This window comes from Streptomyces sp. 11-1-2 (assembly GCF_003595545.1).
GTDB classification, from domain to species: Bacteria; Actinomycetota; Actinomycetes; order Streptomycetales; family Streptomycetaceae; genus Streptomyces; species Streptomyces hygroscopicus_B.
Map to the genome: position 1 here is coordinate 9768239 of NZ_CP022545.1, position 15172 is coordinate 9783410.

Annotated in this window: 13 protein-coding genes; 5 read left to right on the forward strand and 8 right to left on the reverse strand. The window is 71.6% G+C overall.

What is annotated here, in order from left to right; translation table 11 throughout:
- Positions 1–8 precede the first annotated feature (8 nt).
- Both CGL27_RS42105 and CGL27_RS42110 read right to left on the reverse strand, forming a co-directional pair.
- Entirely contained in the window at positions 9–767 is a 759-nt protein-coding gene (locus tag CGL27_RS42105) for a DUF72 domain-containing protein (RefSeq protein ID WP_119992759.1), read from the reverse strand.
- Entirely contained in the window at positions 764–1003 is a 240-nt protein-coding gene (locus tag CGL27_RS42110; RefSeq protein ID WP_078639150.1) for a hypothetical protein, read from the reverse strand. Before CGL27_RS42110 ends, CGL27_RS42105 begins: the two co-directional genes overlap by 4 nt.
- A gap of 144 nt (positions 1004–1147) precedes the next feature.
- Between CGL27_RS42110 and CGL27_RS42115 the strand changes: the two genes are divergently transcribed.
- Both CGL27_RS42115 and CGL27_RS42120 read left to right on the forward strand, forming a co-directional pair.
- Positions 1148–1810, forward strand: coding sequence for a phosphoribosyltransferase (locus tag CGL27_RS42115; protein ID WP_119992761.1), 663 nt, complete (start codon positions 1148–1150; stop codon positions 1808–1810).
- 17 nt (positions 1811–1827) lie between these two features.
- The gene (locus CGL27_RS42120) at positions 1828–2097 is read left to right on the forward strand and encodes a DUF1876 domain-containing protein (RefSeq protein WP_078647125.1); all 270 of its coding nucleotides are present in this window, start codon (positions 1828–1830) and stop codon (positions 2095–2097) included.
- Between the two features lie 139 nt (positions 2098–2236).
- Here CGL27_RS42120 and CGL27_RS53300 read toward each other — a convergent pair whose 3' ends face one another.
- The gene (locus CGL27_RS53300) at positions 2237–2656 is read right to left on the reverse strand and encodes a LysM domain-containing protein (RefSeq protein WP_119992763.1); all 420 of its coding nucleotides are present in this window, start codon (positions 2654–2656) and stop codon (positions 2237–2239) included.
- A 266-nt stretch (positions 2657–2922) separates the two neighbouring features.
- On the opposite strand from CGL27_RS53300, the gene CGL27_RS42130 reads away from it, so the two are divergent.
- The 3 genes from CGL27_RS42130 to CGL27_RS53305 all read left to right on the forward strand — a co-directional run bounded on the left by CGL27_RS42130 (position 2923) and on the right by CGL27_RS53305 (position 5839).
- A complete protein-coding gene (locus CGL27_RS42130) occupies positions 2923–3672 on the forward strand; it encodes a DUF4232 domain-containing protein (RefSeq protein ID WP_119992765.1) in 750 nt (249 codons plus the stop codon).
- Between the two features lie 163 nt (positions 3673–3835).
- The gene (locus CGL27_RS50490; RefSeq protein ID WP_162953191.1) at positions 3836–4012 is read left to right on the forward strand and encodes a hypothetical protein; all 177 of its coding nucleotides are present in this window, start codon (positions 3836–3838) and stop codon (positions 4010–4012) included.
- Between the two features lie 6 nt (positions 4013–4018).
- Positions 4019–5839: an HEXXH motif domain-containing protein gene (locus CGL27_RS53305; protein ID WP_119992767.1), complete on the forward strand. Its 1821-nt coding sequence runs from the start codon at positions 4019–4021 to the stop codon at positions 5837–5839.
- A 45-nt stretch (positions 5840–5884) separates the two neighbouring features.
- Here the strand turns inward: CGL27_RS53305 and fxsT are convergent, their stop codons facing one another.
- The 5 genes from fxsT to CGL27_RS42160 form a co-directional block, all read right to left on the reverse strand.
- On the reverse strand, positions 5885–10243 hold the full coding sequence (gene fxsT, locus CGL27_RS53310; protein ID WP_119992769.1) for an FxSxx-COOH system tetratricopeptide repeat protein: 4359 nt from the start codon (positions 10241–10243) through the stop codon (positions 5885–5887).
- Complete coding sequence (locus tag CGL27_RS42145) at positions 10240–11421, reverse strand: MoxR family ATPase (protein WP_119992771.1); 1182 nt, start codon at positions 11419–11421, stop codon at positions 10240–10242. Before CGL27_RS42145 ends, fxsT begins: the two co-directional genes overlap by 4 nt.
- On the reverse strand, positions 11418–12905 hold the full coding sequence (locus tag CGL27_RS42150; RefSeq protein ID WP_237298505.1) for a hypothetical protein: 1488 nt from the start codon (positions 12903–12905) through the stop codon (positions 11418–11420). Before CGL27_RS42150 ends, CGL27_RS42145 begins: the two co-directional genes overlap by 4 nt.
- Before the next feature lie 392 nt (positions 12906–13297).
- Positions 13298–14521, reverse strand: coding sequence for a hypothetical protein (locus CGL27_RS42155; RefSeq protein ID WP_119992773.1), 1224 nt, complete (start codon positions 14519–14521; stop codon positions 13298–13300).
- An 81-nt stretch (positions 14522–14602) separates the two neighbouring features.
- Entirely contained in the window at positions 14603–15160 is a 558-nt protein-coding gene (locus CGL27_RS42160) for a hypothetical protein (protein ID WP_078639141.1), read from the reverse strand.
- Positions 15161–15172: the final 12 nt, after the last annotated feature.

Sequence of the window (15172 nt, forward strand, 5' to 3'; positions counted from 1 at the left end):
GGCGGTCGCTACCGCGCGGGGGCGGCGCTGACCGGACGGCCGGCGCGGGCCACGGCGCGGGCGAAGACGGCCGCGTCGTGCACCGCCGCCCCGCCCGTGTCGTTGTTGAAGTACGCGTAGACCCGCGCCTCGGGCGGCCAGGTGTCCCGGATCCGCCGCGCCCAGGTGTCCAGCGCCTGGCGCCCGTAGTGCGGGGCCGGCCGGGCGAGGCCGCCATGGAAGCGCACATACCCCCACCCGGTGGTCCGCCACAGCGGGGTGACCGGGCGGGAGCCCGAGTCCGCCCAGCACAGCGCGGCCGCGCGGTGCTCCAGCACCGCGCGGATCTCCTCCGTCCACCAGGAGGTGTGCCGCGGTTCGACGGCCACCCGCGTCCCGGCGGGGAAGCGGCGCAGGCAGCGGTCCAGCAGCTCGCCGTCGGCCCGCAGGGTGGGCGGCAGCTGCAGCAGCACGGGGCCCAGCCGGTCGCCGAGCCCGGCCGCATGGGACATCAGCCGCGCCACCGGCTCGTCCGGATCGCGCAGCCGCTTGATGTGGGTGAGGTACCGGCTCGCCTTGAGCGCCATCACAAAGCCCTCGGGAAGGCGCTCCCGCCAGGTGGCGAACTGGTCGTACGAGGGCAGCCGGTAGAAGGCGTTGTTGCTCTCCACCGTGTCGAAGGCGTGGGTGTACTCCTCGAGCCACAACCGCTGCGGACAGCCCTCCGGGTAGAGATCGCCGCGCCAGTCCCGGTACTGCCATCCCGAGGTGCCGACCAGGACGGTCATGCCTCGCCCGGATGCCAGGGCGGCCACTGCCCGGGCCGGTCCGCCCAGTGGACCTGGGCCGGGTCGTCGAGGTCGATATCGGGGAAGACCTGCCGGACGCGCGGCTCGAACTCCTCCGGTTCGAGTGGTTCGCAGCCCAGGCCGCGCAGCCGCACCCGCCGGTAGCGGCTGTCGGTGTCGAATGACTCGACGAAGACGGGGTATCCGGACTCGCCCGGGCCTGTGGCGTTCTCCATACCTCCAGGGTGCCGGAGTCCGCGGCATTCGCGAGCCCTGGCCGTCGGCCGGGGGCCGCCGGTTTGCGGACGGGCCAATCGTCGGCTTGATTCGTAACCGTCGGCTTGCTTCGCAGAAGAGTCCTGAGCAGCGGGGGTGAGTCCATGATCTTCACCGACCGGGTGGACGCCGGGCAGCGCCTCGGCGAGGCGCTGCGCCCCTTGGGCGACGCCGAACCGGTCGTGCTCGGGCTGCCGCGGGGCGGGGTGCCGGTGGCCTTCGAGGTGGCCCGGACGCTCCATGCGCCCCTGGACGTGATCATCGTCCGTAAGCTCGGCGTCCCCTTCCACCGGGAGCTGGGGTTCGGCGCCATCGGCGAGGGCGATGTACGGGTCGTCCATGAGGCGATCGTCCGGATGAGCCGGGCCGACCAGGAGGACCTCGCCGAGGTGGAGCGGACCGAGCGGGAGGAGCTGGCCCGCAAGGCGCGCCGGTTCCGCCAGGGCCGCACACGGGTCCCGGTCGAGGGCCGCACCGTGATCGTCGTGGACGACGGCATCGCGACCGGCGCCACGGCCCAGGCCGCCTGCCGGGTCGCACGGGTCCAGGGCGCCGCCCGGGTGGTCCTCGCCGTACCGGTGGCGCCGCCGGACGCGGTCACCACGCTGCGCGAGGACGCGGACGAGGTGGTGGCCCTCTCCACCCCTTCGGACTTCGCGGCGGTGGGGGAGTGGTACGAGGACTTCTCCCAGACCGCGGACGACGAGGTGGTGGAGTTGCTGTCCCGGTCGACTGGAGAGACGGGTGAGGCGCATCCTGGAAGGTGACGCAGGAGGTGATCGCGATGGAGACGATCGTGGGATGCGACATTCAGATGGAATTCCGTGAGATCGGTCCGCTGACCGAAGCGGTCGTCCGGTTGAGGATGCACGACGGCACCGAGATGCTGGCTCAGGGCCGTGCCAACCGCAACCCCGAGGACCCGTCACAGCCGAGGGTCGGCGAGGAGATCGCGGCGGCGCGGGCACTGACCAATCTGGCGCGCCGGCTGATCGGCAAGGCAGGTGGCGACATCGAGGAAGTCACCCACTCCAAGGCGCATTTGTTGATCTGAGGCCCGTTGAGGCGCAGGGCCGTCCGCCGCGGTGGTCCACCGCGGGCGGAGGCTCATACGCGTATGCGCGCGTGTCCGTCTATCCGCGTGCCGGTATGCCCGTCGCTGTCCGGACGCCCGGCCGTCCAGTGGCGCCTGTTCAGTGGCGCGCGAGGGTGAGCTGCTGGCCGGGGCGGATCACATCCGGGTCGGCGCCGATCACCTGGCGGTTGATCTCGTAGAGCCGCTCCCAGCCGCCCGGCACGTTCTCCGTGTCCGCGATCGCGGAGAGGGTGTCGCCGTGGACGACCGTGTACGAGGTGGGCTGAGGGTGCGCCTTGGCCGGGGGCTCGGGCACGGCCTTCGGGACGATGAGGAGCGGCTGCGCCTTCGCGGCCGTGACCGTCTTGACGGTGGTGACGGCCGGGGTGGGCGAGGTGGGTGTGGCGACTGAGGCGGCGTTCGCCTGGCTGATGCCGATGAGCGGCAGGGCGACCCCGGCGCCGCCCGCGGTGATCGCGAGTGAGGCACGGGAGACGCGGTGGGGGCGGGGCCGGCGATGACGTCCTCGAGCGGCCATGGAGTCCTTCTTCCTGTCCTGGTACGGCAGTTGGCAAGTGCGATGGCTGCCGAACAGTAATCCCACGGTTCTGGCTGGGACAAGACGTTCTGATGTTTGCGGTAGAGAATCCCATGTGAGGAATTGGCGCGCTGATGCGATCAATGTGCCCGGACATAAGAGCCTTCGGGCGGGGAAGGGAGACCGAAGGGGGACGCACGGGAGACATCGGGGCACCCGACCTCGCGGCCGGTCCCCGGCAGATGGCTGACCTCGGGAGGTCGCTCATGAGTCAACGCAACGGCTCGGCTGCTCGGCGTACGACGACATCGCGGTCCCGCTCGCTCCGGCCACCGGTCTTATGCGCGCTGCTCGTCGGCGCGCTGGCCACGGTCACCGCCTGCGGCAGCGACACCAGGGACGGGGACTCCGCGCACCGCGCCCCGTCCGTCACCTCCGCCTCCTCGGCCGCACCACCCTCCTCCCCTTCGGCCGACTCCGCCGGCACATCCGAAGGCTCACGGAACGAGCGACCCGCCTCGCGCACCGCGCAGTCCCCTCCGCCGTCGGCGCACTCCGCCCCCTCGCCTGCGTCCTCCTCGCAGCCCGCCGCCGCCTCCGGTGTGCGCCGTGTCTGCTCCAAGACGCAGTTGACGCTGTCGGCCGGCCGGGTGGATGTGGGCGCCGGCAATGTGTATCTGCCCCTGGTGTTCACCAACAAGGGCGCCACGGCCTGCACTCTTACCGGATATCCCGGTGTCTCGCTGCTCGATTCCGCCGACTCGGCGATCGGCGCCCCCGCCACCCGACGCGGCCCCACTCACTCTCCGATCTCCCTGCCGCCCGGCGGCAGCGCCTCCGCCGCGCTGCATACGCTGAACGAGGGCATGACCGACACCCCGTGCCGCCGCGCCGCCGCGCGGATTCGCGTCTATCCGCCGGATTCCTTCGACGCGATGAAGATCTCGGCGCGATCGTTCCGGGCGTGCGGAGGCGTGTTCGAGGTCGAGACGATGCGCTCCGGAACGGGTGGATGACACCGGCATATCGGGGCGTTCCTCTGCGCACCGACGTGTCCGAAAATCTTGACAAGGCGGGCGCCGACTGGCCGTGTTCACCCTTTCGCAATCAATAGGGGATAGGCCACCATAGGGATGCCGCAAATGAGCCGGTAGGGAGCGTCCGGAGGGGGACCGTGTCATGGAACGAGTCGCGACCGAGGTCGAGACGGAGCTACTGGACCTATCGGGGGCGACACTCGAAGACCTTGAGCGGCACGAGGGGCTTTCCGCGGTGACGGAGCGGCTGCTCGACATCGTCCAGCGCCCGCCGACGATCGGCAACTCGTCGGTGTCGCAGGACGGTTGTGTGAGTTAGGCGGCTATGACGTCCTCCGTCACGCGCGGCCTCAACCATCGTTTATCGGCGGAGGTTTTCGCCGAGTTGGCGCGGGGTTCGGGCGGCCCCTCCACCGTGGCCGAACTGAGGTCGGGACAGCGCAGCCGGACCATGCTGCTGCTGCGCGCCCTGGTGGACATCGCCTCCGCGCATCCCGCCCTGCCCGGCCCTCTTCCCCCGCCCCGGGACGCCTGGCACTTGCTGATTCGGGCCGAGCACCGCTCCCCGGCCGCCGTGGACAGGCTGCTGCTGCATCCTCCCATGGGTGTGTGGCTCAACCGCTGTTTGCGCAGGCTGCGCGGTCTGGAATCGGGGGACGAGCCTGTGTGGAGTGTGGTGGGTTATCTGTATGCCGTAGCCGCCTCCGCCGCTCTTCTCGCCGGAATCGACTTTCGCGGCGCCGTTCCCGTGCGTGAGGGCGGGGTGATATTGCCGGCCCTGGGATTCGCCCGCATTCCGGACACGACCGATGTCGCCGAGGTCGTCATGAGCGGGAAGAAGGCGGCGGTGTTATCCGGCCCGCATTCAGTGACGCTGCCCGCCGACTTATCCGAGGACGCTCCTGGCTGGCACGGTCTGCGGCGACTGCGCGGAGAACACCAGGGGATTGTCTGCTCGCCCCTTGTCGATGACATCGATCCCTATCGCGACTTTCTCCGGATCCGAGACCCGGAGCGGCTCGACGACGAAGAGTGGCAGGGCTGGCAGGGGCGATTCGACAATGCCTGGCGGCTGGTCTCGGAGCAGCGCCAAGTGGACCCCCGGGGAATCGGCGCCTGTCTGGCCTCCGTCGTGCCCGTGCCGTACGCCGCCTGGCCCGAACCGTTCAGCGCCTCATCGCCGGAGGCGTACGGCTGTGTGCTGCTCAACGGGGCCACGGACCCCCTGACCCTCGCCGCCGCGCTGGTGCACGAGGCCCAGCACATCAAACTCAGTGCCCTGATGGACTTGGTGCCCCTGATCGAAGGGGGCCTGGAGGAAATCCACTACGCGCCCTGGCGGCTGGACCCGCGACCGCTGCGCGGACTCCTCCAGGGGGTGTATGCGTTCCTGGGCGTGACCGGCTTCTGGTGGGACCGGGTGCGGCGCGCCGAGCCCGGACCGGCTCGGGACAGCGCCGCGTTCGAGTTCGCGCTGCGGCGGGCACAGACCGCTTCGGGTTTGCGCACGCTCCTCGCTCACGCCGAACTGACGCCCCGGGGCGCGGAGTTCCTCAACCGGCTGGGGGAACGCCTGAGGCTGTGGCTGGCGCAGCGGGTGCCCTCCGTACCGGAGCGCCTGGCGTCGGATCTGATCCTTGATCACCGGCTTGTCCACCGCATGCGCCACCTGTCGGCGGACCCGGAGCCGACCGTCCGGTGGGCACGGGCCTGGCGGGAACGGACTGACCCTCCCGAAGAGCTGCCCGGGGCCTCCGTCCGGCCGACCCGCCCCGAGGCACCGGCGCGCCCCGCGCTCGCCCGGCTCCGGCTCGGGGATCCGGCGGGGTTCGCCCGGCTGTGCGAGGACCGGGGAGAGGGGCTGCCCGGGGATGGTGACGCCCCTGACCAGGCTGACCTCGACTGGGCCGCGGGAAACCCAGTGGCCGCGCTGCGCGGCTACCGGGCTCGCCTGCAAGCGGACCCGGACGACATCGCGGCATGGGCGGGGCTCGCGCTCAGCCTGCCGGACGGCGCGGCCAGGACGACGCTGCTGAACCACCCCGAACTGGCCCTGGCCGTCCACCGGGAGCTGCGCACCGCGCCGGACGCGGGTCCCGATCCGGTGGCTCTGGCGCGGTGGATCGGGACGCGTACACCCGAGTGAACGGAGCGCGGCGCGGGGCCCGTGAACGGAGCCGCGGACGGCGGCTCAGATGGAGATCGCCTCCACATCGCAGTCCGCCCGGATGCCACGGGCCGCCGCGACCGTCGCCGGGTGGTTGGCCGTCAGCACCCGGCGCAGCCTGCCGAGCGCGTCCTGGTGCAGCTCCTCCGCCTGCCTGCCCTCGCCCAGCGCTCGCAGATCCCCCGACAGATTGACCGCACACGCGAGGGTGGTGGGGTGGTCCTCACCGAGCCTGGACCGGCAGGTCGCCAGGGTGGTGGTGTCCAGGTCGTGGGCCTCCTGGTAGTCCGCGAGGGTGTAGTGGTCGCTGGCCATGTTGATGGCACAGGCCAGCGCCGTGGGGTGGTCGGCTCCCAGCCGCTCGACGAGCACCGGCAGCGTCTGCTTGTTCAGCGCGAGCGCCTCATCCGTCTCGCCCAGCAGCCGCAGCGTCACGGCGAGGTCGGTCGCCGCGCCCAGAGTCGCCGGATGCCGTTCCCCCAGCAGGGCGCGCATCTCGTCGAGGCATTTCCGGCCCAGCTCACGGGCGCCCTGCAGATCGGCGGTCTGCCGCAGATCCATCGAGAGGGCCAGGGCCGTGATGGTGATGTTGAGGTTGGGCTCGGTGTAGCGCAGCCGGTAGCGCTCCAGCACCTCCCGGCTGAGGTCCAGGGCGCCCTCGTGGTCGCCCGCCTTACGACGCGCCACGGCGAGGTTGCGCAGGGCGTAGACCCCGATGGGCGCGTTCTGCGGGAGTAGTTGGCGGGCGCGGGCGCAGGTCTGCTCCAGCATGTCGCGGGCGGCCAGGTAGTCCCCGCCCTCGCGGATGTCGATGGAGAGGTTGGCCTCCACCAGAATGGTGAGCAGGGCGTTCTCGCCGAGCACCAGACCGGCGGTGCGCCGGGCGCCCTCGTCCAGCTGCCGGGCGCGTTCGTAGTCCCCCACCGCGCGCAGTGCCAGGGCGTAGTCGTTCGCCGAGCCGATGGAGTACGGGTCCTCGTCCCCGAAGAGCCGCAGGGTCCTGGTCCAGCGGTCCTTCTCCAGCTCCACGTAGGGCGCGTAGTCGCCCTGGTAGCGGGTGTCGACGGCGACCGCGCCCTGAGTCACCAGGGTGTTCTCGTGGTCGTCGCCGTCCTTGGCGCGCTGGAGCTCCAGCGTCCGGCGGTTGAGCTCCCGGGCCTCCTTGAAGTGCCCGAGCACGGTCAGGACATGGCCCAGGGTCCGGGAGACGGCCAGCGTCTCCGCACTGTCCTCGCCGAGCGTCTCCACCCATTCCCGGCGCACCTGGGTACCGAGCTCAAGCGCACCCTCGTGGTCCCCCCAGATATAGAGGAAGCGGACCAGATTACGCACCATCTGCCGCACCCATTTGTCATCGCACTCCATCGCGCGTGACGCCCGGACATGGGAGAGGAGGTCGGCGTACCGCCCCCAGTTCGGGGGAGCGACGTCGTTGGGGTCGCCGAACGCCAGCAGCACATGGGCGCTGTGGCGCATATCCGCCTGCTGTTGCGTGGACATCTGGCCGATCAGCACGGCCTGCACCAGCCGGTGCATTTCGATTGTGTTGTTGCGGTGATTGATTTTGATCAGGGCGTAGCGGTTGATCTCACGGATCGCGTGGCCGAGCTTGATGGGGTCCTGCAGCACCTCCGACAGCTCGGGGGAGAGGGACACCCCGCGCACGCCGGAGAAGAGCCGCCGGGAGATCGGCTCGGGCGCGAAGAACGAGCACATCTGGAGAAGTTGGAGCGCACCGGGATGGGTTTCGGCCAGCCGGCGCAGCGACATGTTCCAGGCGGCGGCGACGGGTTCGGGGTAGTCCACCGGAACGCCCGCCGCCAGCAGCTCGTTGCGGCGGGTGGAGACATCGGCCCGCTCGTCCTCGAAGACCTGAAGGTATTCGTCGACCGGCATACCCGTCTCGGTCAGCCAGGCCGCCGCCTGCTCGATGGCCAGCGGAAGGTCCCCCAGGGCGTCGGCGACCCGGTCCGCCTGGTCGCGCGGCAGCTCCGGCCCCCGGCGGCGCAGCAGCTCGATGCTCTCCTCCCGCTCGAAGACGTCCACTTCGACCGTGCGGGCGGCGCGCGACCACTGTGCGTTCCTCGAGGTGACCAGGATCCGGCCCGGCCCGCCCGCGGGGAAGAACGGCCGCACCGTCTCCAGTTCCTCGGCGTTGTCGAAGACCAGCAGCCAGTTGCGGCACGGGCGTCCGGTGCGCAGCGCGTCGAGCACGCTCGGCACGGCCGTGTTGGCCTCCATGCCCGCGCGCAGTCCGAGCCGGTCGGCCAACTGCACCAGCGCCTGGCGGATTTGCTCGGGGCGCTCCGCCGGGACCCACCACACCGCGTCGTAGTCGGCGGCGTGCTGATGGACGTACTCCAGTGCGATCTGTGACTTGCCCACCCCGCCCAGCCCGTGCAGGGCCTCGGGCAGCACAGCGGCGGTGCCCTCGCTCCTCAGCCGCTCGTGGAGAGTGTCGAGCAACGTCTGCCGCCCGGTGAAGTTGTTGTTCCGGGGCGGTACATTTCCCCAGATGGACGGGGGTTCCCCGGCCTGGCGCTCCTCCACGGCGGGCTGGGACCGGGCAGCGGTCACGGACACGAATGTTCCTCTCAGATGCTCCGCCGCCGGGCCCGGCGTGCCGTGCGCCGGCGGGGATGGTGAATCGTCGGCCTCGGGTTGCGGATCAGGTCGGGGAGTCGTGGAGTACGTCATGTCAACCGCCTCAGAGTCCACATATTTTCCCCTGCGTGATGCGTCTTCAACTGGATCGGGTCGGCTTTCCCCCGAGCGGGCGAGCGCCTGATGGGCCAGGACCAGGGCGCGAAAGGAGCGCGCGCCCTCCAGATACGGACCGGAAAGCGCTTGGTAGACCTGTTCCTGAAGGCGGATATACGGAAGCAGGCGCTCCGTCCTGGGAAGGTCGCGCACCGACCCGGAGGGGTGGTTGAGCAGATCGCGGAGCATCAGCAGCGGCTTCCAGCGGCGGCCGAGCCGATCGAGGACGCTCCCGAGGATGTACAGCGACTCATCCCGCATCCCGGCGGACAGCAGCAGTTCCCGTACCCCGTCGTGGAACTCGTAGCCGATGCCCGTCTCGTCCAGCGGGTCGGCGGTCCCCACCTTGCGCAGCAGTCCGCCCAGCAGGACCTCGGCCAGATCGCCCGGGCTGCCCTCCGGCTGGTGGATCCCCTGCACGAACTCCATCACGGGAATGTTCAACGGCGCGGCGGCCAGCCGGGCCGCCAGCCGGAAGGCGTTCGGCGAGGCGGTGGCGCGGAACCGGAAGACGCGGTCCCAGGCGCTCGGTTCGGGTTCGGGGTCCCAGCGCTCGGCCGGCGCCCCGGGCAGCAGCGCCATCGTGTCCTCGCCGGTCGCCGACGGGCGGGTCACCAACCGTGCCCAGTTGGCCATCCATCGCGTGTCCAGCTCCAGCACCGGGACCGGTGGTGCGCCGCCCGGCCAGGAACCGCCGTCCGCCCGCCGCCAGGTGCCGTTGGGCGCGCCCGGTTCGGGGACCCGCACCCGCACCCGCTCCGGCGCCACACCGGTGTGGTGCCAGCGGCCCTGGCGCAAGACATGCAGCGCGGCGACCGAGGCGTGCCGCGCCCAGTGGGCCAGCGCGCGCTGGGCGCTCTCATCGGCCCAGGCCGCGCCGATGCCGTCGGTGAGCACCAGCACCGTCCGCTTGCCGCGCGGCGCCATCCCCTCGACCGGCGACCGGTCCTCGGGTAAGGGATGGTCGGTGTTCAGCCGGTGCACCCGCACATCCCGGAAGGCGCCGGTGCGCCGCAGCACGGTGACCAGATGCTCGGCCGTCCGCCGCCACACCACCATCGAACTGCCGCAGTCCACCACCACAACGGCGTCCATCCAGCGCTCGCGCACCGGCACCAAGGCGGGCACCCACAGCCCCTCGCGCGCCGCGCACTCGGCCGTGGCCTCCTCGTCGATCTCCATCTCGACCAGCGAGGGCGAGGTGCGCTTGAGCGGCCGCAGCGCCCGGGTCAGGGCGCGCTCGGGCAGCGGCGGCTCGGAGACCGACGCCCGGCGCGCGGGCACGAAGGCTTCCGCGACGGTCACCGGCTCCGCGTCTCCAGGCGGTGCGGGGACGCCGAGCAGCTCCACGGGGAGCAGCGGCTCCGCGACCGCGGGCCCAGCCTCGGACTCGGCCGCGGGGTGCTCCCCTTCGCGGTCCTGCCGCGGCTCGTCGGACGGCTCGTCACCGGGCGGCGGGGCGTCCGCCTCCGGTGTCCCCGGGAGGGGTCCCGGGTCCGGCCGTCCGGGGCCGGGGTCCGTCTCGGCCTTGCAGACCGCCAGCCACAGGGCGTCGGCCAGCTGCCGCCAGTCGAGGTCCCGTGGGACGGGCCCGGCGGACCGGCCGCCTGGGTCATATGTCATGTCGAGCCTGCTGCACTGTCCAGCCGGTGCCAGACGGCCTGCAGTAGCTCCTCCCACTCGGGCCCCGGTACATGCGACTGGGCCGTCACCAGATACACCGCGTTGAGCAACTGGTCGGCGGCGAGGCCGCCTTCGCGCTCGCTGCGCTCGAGGAACATCTGGATCAGCTCCCGCGCGCGTGGATCGTCGGCCCGTCCCAGATGCGCGGCCACGATCGCGGCGAGCCGGTCCGCGTCCGGGTCGGGCAGCCGAAGCTGGAGACAGCGCCGCAGGAACGCGGGCGGGAAATCCCGCTCGCCGTTGCTGGTGATGACGACGACGGGGAAGGCGCTGCAGCGCACCCGACCCGAGGCGATGACGGTACTGCGCTCCGGATCGTCGGTGAGGACCGATACGGCCGGGCGGCGTCGGCGGATGCGCACCAGCTCGGGAATGGAGAATTCGCCGGCCTCGAAGATGTCGAGCAGATCATTGGGCAGATCGATATCGCTCTTGTCGAATTCGTCGATGAGCAGGACGCGCGGCAGACGGTGCGGGAGCATCGCCGTGCCCAGCGGGCCGAGTTGGAGGAAGTCGCCGATGTCCTCCGGTCCGGGTTCGTGCGTGTCCCCCTCCGATGCCTGGCCGGCCGCGGCGGCGTGCACACGGCCGACGGCGTCGTAGCCGTAGAGCCCGGCCCGCAGGGTGGATCGCGTCGTGATCGGCCAGCGCAGCACCCGGCCCAGGCCCAGCTCCCGGCTGATGCGATACGCCAGCGTCGACTTGCCGGTGCCCGGGCGGCCCGTCACCAGAAGGGGACGCCTGAGGATCAGCGCCGCGTTGACGAGATCGGCCTCCTCGGGGTCGGAGCGCACGCCCAGGGGTGCCGTGCCCAGCCGCCGGGCGGTGTCCTGCTCGTCCTCCGGCGGCGCCGGGGGCTCGGTCGGGGTGTCGTCCCGATCGGATAACGCGCCGGACCGGCCGTCGCCGTCGGGCGGGCAGGCCGAGACCCCGCCGAAGGTGCGCCATGGGGGCGGCGGCGGAAGGATCTCCTCCAGGCTTACGTCGTGGAGCGGGCGCCCGGTGCCCTGGTAGATCCACCAGGGGCGCGGTATCCCGGACGGCAGGGCACCGGAAGCGGACCCCGAGTCCTGCTGGACCCGTCCGTTGTGGCGCCGCGCAGGCTCTCCGTCGCTCATCGACCACCTACCCCGTCGTCCGGCCCCGAAATGCGCCCAAAAGGTTCCACCGGTCGGGTTGGGTCGTCCCAAACGAGCACCACATATTGCCCGAGGTGATGCTCCCCCTCCGCGGAGCCGATCGTATGGGCGTCCAGACGTAACTCTGTCACGGCTTCGCGGAGCCGTGCCAGGTTCCCGCTCGGCTCGGCCTGTTTTTGTCTCAGTTGCTGGACGAAGCCAGGGTCACGGGGCGTCCGGCCGTCCCAGGCGACCACCGGGATCCCGGCCCGCCAGGCGGTCAGCACCTCCGAGTTTCCCTCGGGGGTGGCCCCCGGGGGCGAGTTGAGGATCAGGGCGACCACCTGGGGGTCGGCCTTGAGCCGGGCGAGCAGGGCAGGGGTGTCGCCGGAGCGCGGGCTGTCCGGGTCCTCGCCGTCCACGACGAGCTGCTTGGCGCGCTCGGGCTGCTGGTCGAAGACGTTCCAGCGCTGCTTCCACTCGCGGTGCCAGCGTCTGGTCCGGCTTCGCTCCAGGCTCCGTACGACCACCGGATAGTCCATGTACAGCGGGGTGGGCAACTCGCTGTCGAGCTCGAGACGCCAGCGGTGGACCGGCAGATTCAGGTCATCCGGGCCGAGCATGAACTCGATATGGATCGCCCCGGCGTCGTCCCACTCCTCGGCCGCCTCGTACACCAGCGTCTGGACCGCCCGTTCCGCGGTCTCCGAGGTGACCTGGGTGACCGGGCCGCGGGCGGGATGCCAGCCGGTCGGGTCGTATTGGTGCCAGGACGAGAGCTCGTAGCACCCGGCCTCCTCCTGCGGCAGCAGCCGGATCACCAGATAGGCGTCCACCGGCCCGGCCGGGGCGGCATGCCCCACCTGCTGCCGCAGCGACCGCAGCTGTGGCGTCAGGCCCAGCTCCCGGGCCTGCTCATCGGCCCATTCGCGCAGCGCGTCGGCCCGCTGCAGCGGACGCGCCGCCGCCGCGAGGTACTCCACGAGGGCGAGCCCCGGCGGCACCCCGCCCGGCTGCGCGTTCATCCGGCTCAGCACCTCGAAGGCGTGCCAGGGGCTGGTGACCGCGGGGATGTCCTGCAGCGGGCCCGCCGCCGTACGGCACAACTGGCCCAACTGCTCGATCTTCAGCTCCTCCAGCAGCGACCGCAGCTTCGCGGCGGCGGTCTCGGGCAGTGCCGGACGGGCCGTCATCTGCTCCATGACCGAGTCGAGCCGCATCATGGCGTCCTCGTCGGCCGCCGCCATCACCGCGAGGGACGCGCGTAGCGCGTGCATGATCCGCACGTTTTCCAGGCATTCGCGGGCCAGCTCCACCAGGAAGTAGTCGGTCACCCGGTGGACGCGCACGGGAACGCTGGTCATCTCCAGCTCCATGGCGACCAGATCCAGACACAGCGTGCGCAGATCCGGATCCGTCAGACAGCGGAACTCCTTCAACGCCGTGACGAGGTTGCCAACCGATTTCAGGCCACCTTCCCCCATGGCCGCCATGCTGTGCCCTCCCCCGAGGCCGCATCACCGGTCCCCGCCGCCGATGATCCCGCCGGAGACCCTGCCACACGCGGGCGCCAACCGCTCGGACTCCGGGACATGTTGTTTTCCCCACGAGTTCCGCCTGACACCCCCTGGGGGAGTATGTCCAGGGCACGGTCCCCGCCCCCGGCGGGCCCCGCCGCGGCGGGGACACGTCCCGGTGGCGGACCGGGGGAGCCTATGCCCGTGAGGCGGAGGGAGGTCCTCCCCAGGGGGCCACCTGGACGATTCCGGCGACCTGGTGTGCGGTACGGCCTTCCGCCGTGGCCCGGGGAGCGTGCGGGCCCCGCGCGCACGCGGCCCGGGGTTCGGCATCCGCCGGGTCGGGAGGGTGAGGAGGGTCACTCCAATCCGAGCTCCTCGACCTGCCGGGCGAGTTCGGCGGCTGCCGGATCGTCCGGGGCGAACACCGCGACCACCTCCACCAGCTCGCCCATCGCGCGCCGCACCTCGCAGGTGCGCAGCAGGGACAGGGCCTCCGCGCGGCTCGCCGACTGACGGCCCACCGCGGTGCCGACGGTGGGCAGCTCGTCGAGCAGCTGCTGCCAGCGGGCGGGGGAGGTCATCCCGGACACGGCCAGCAGCGTGTCCGCGAGACCGCCGAGATCACGGATCGTCAGCTTGCGCCGCCGGGGGGCCTCGGGCCGCGTCTCGGCGGCGAGGGACCGTGTGCTGGTGGCGAGCGGCGGCGTATCGGCCGCGAGGGACCGCGTATCGGTGTCGAGGGACCGCGTATAGGCGGTGAACGGCTGGGCCGTCTCGGCATCCGCCACCGCCGGGGCGTCCGCCGCCACCGGGATCCGGCCGATCAGTTCGAAGGCGAAGGCCGCCGCGTTCCTGGAGGCCACCGGCTGCCAGCGCTCGTCGTGCGCCTCGCCCTTGTCCCCGAGCAGATCCGAGATCCCGCGGATCACCAGCGCGTCCAACTGCTGATTGACATACGCGCCCGCGAGAAAGCCGAAGCCCTCCATGTCCACCGCGAGCGCGTCACCCGCACTGGCGGTGAGCCTGAGCCCGGCATCCGAGCGGTGGTGCGCCACCACCCGGCCGCCCGCCGCGAGGGGCTTCACATGGGCACGGGGGCGTGGCGCGTCGTCCCCCGGGCGGATCCGCCGCTGCCACGCGTCGCCCGCCGCCACCAGCCGGGCCAGCTGCACCAGCCCGTACGCGCACTGATAGGTCTTCTGCCGGGGCAGGAAACCCGACTCGGTGTCCTTACCGGTCTCGTAGTCGTACACCGCGTCGGCGGCCACCACATCGCCCAGCGCGACGTCCTTGACGCCGCCCGCGACCCCCACGAACAGCACCGCCCGGGGCGCGAAGAGCGCCGCGGCCCGCTCGACCGAGGCCGCGGCGCCCGGATTCCCCGGACCCGTCATATGGATGGCGACCGTCCGTTCGCCGGATCCGTCGCGGAACACGCCCAGCTCGAACTGCGCGCCCCGCTCCGCCCGGACCGGACGCGGGTCCTCCAGATGGGCCCGCACCGCCCGGTACTCGACCTCCAGCGCGGTCAGGACCACCACATCGGCCCGCCCCGCCCCGCCCTTGCCCTCAGCGCCCATGGATCCCCCCTAGGACAGCTTCCGTCGACACCTTACGGATGCGACGCACCCTATGGTTCTCATGCGTCTGGTTCTCATGTGTCAGGGCCGGTGCAGATCCGCGTACAGCACGATCTGCACCCCCAGGACGGTGATCAGCGCCACCTCGACCACCGACACCGCCAGCAGCACCGCCCGCACCGGCTCCGTGGCCCAGTACACGACGAGGGCGGCGATCGGCGCCACCGTGAACAGCAACAGATCGGCCGCGAGCTGCAGCCGCTTGCGGGAGATCCGGCGGCCGTCGTCGCGGTGGGCCCGCTCCCAGCCGAACACCGGTGGCCGGCCCGGGACGAGCGCCGCCAGCCGAGGCCCCAGATCCTCCCGGACATACCGCCCGATGGCCGATATCTTCTCGTCGTTGACCAGATATGCCCAGCCCAGCAGGGCCGACGCCGGGGGCAGCAGCAACAGCAGCTCCGGACGTCCATGGCTCTGGAGGGAGAAGGTGATGATGGCCGCCATCGCGGCGAGTGTCGCGTAGAGCAGATTGTCGCGGAAGCCGATCCGCGCCCGCTGCTCCTCCTTCACCTGCTCGTACTCCAGGATCAGCAGCCTGCCCGTGACCGCTTCGCCCTCGGCGCTGTTGTCTCGCGTCACCGTTGCCCCCTC

Bases quoted from the DNA above. Each gene is read 5' to 3' on its own strand.
- CGL27_RS42105 (WP_119992759.1), bottom strand. From the start codon at position 767: ATGACCGTCCTGGTCGGCACCTCGGGATGGCAGTACCGGGACTGGCGC.
- CGL27_RS42110 (WP_078639150.1), bottom strand. From the start codon at position 1,003: ATGGAGAACGCCACAGGCCCGGGCGAGTCCGGATACCCCGTCTTCGTC.
- CGL27_RS42115 (WP_119992761.1), top strand. From the start codon at position 1,148: ATGATCTTCACCGACCGGGTGGACGCCGGGCAGCGCCTCGGCGAGGCG.
- CGL27_RS42120 (WP_078647125.1), top strand. From the start codon at position 1,828: ATGGAGACGATCGTGGGATGCGACATTCAGATGGAATTCCGTGAGATC.
- CGL27_RS53300 (WP_119992763.1), bottom strand. From the start codon at position 2,656: ATGGCCGCTCGAGGACGTCATCGCCGGCCCCGCCCCCACCGCGTCTCC.
- CGL27_RS42130 (WP_119992765.1), top strand. From the start codon at position 2,923: ATGAGTCAACGCAACGGCTCGGCTGCTCGGCGTACGACGACATCGCGG.
- CGL27_RS50490 (WP_162953191.1), top strand. From the start codon at position 3,836: ATGGAACGAGTCGCGACCGAGGTCGAGACGGAGCTACTGGACCTATCG.
- CGL27_RS53305 (WP_119992767.1), top strand. From the start codon at position 4,019: ATGACGTCCTCCGTCACGCGCGGCCTCAACCATCGTTTATCGGCGGAG.
- fxsT (WP_119992769.1), bottom strand. From the start codon at position 10,243: ATGACATATGACCCAGGCGGCCGGTCCGCCGGGCCCGTCCCACGGGAC.
- CGL27_RS42145 (WP_119992771.1), bottom strand. From the start codon at position 11,421: ATGAGCGACGGAGAGCCTGCGCGGCGCCACAACGGACGGGTCCAGCAG.
- CGL27_RS42150 (WP_237298505.1), bottom strand. From the start codon at position 12,905: ATGGGGGAAGGTGGCCTGAAATCGGTTGGCAACCTCGTCACGGCGTTG.
- CGL27_RS42155 (WP_119992773.1), bottom strand. From the start codon at position 14,521: ATGGGCGCTGAGGGCAAGGGCGGGGCGGGGCGGGCCGATGTGGTGGTC.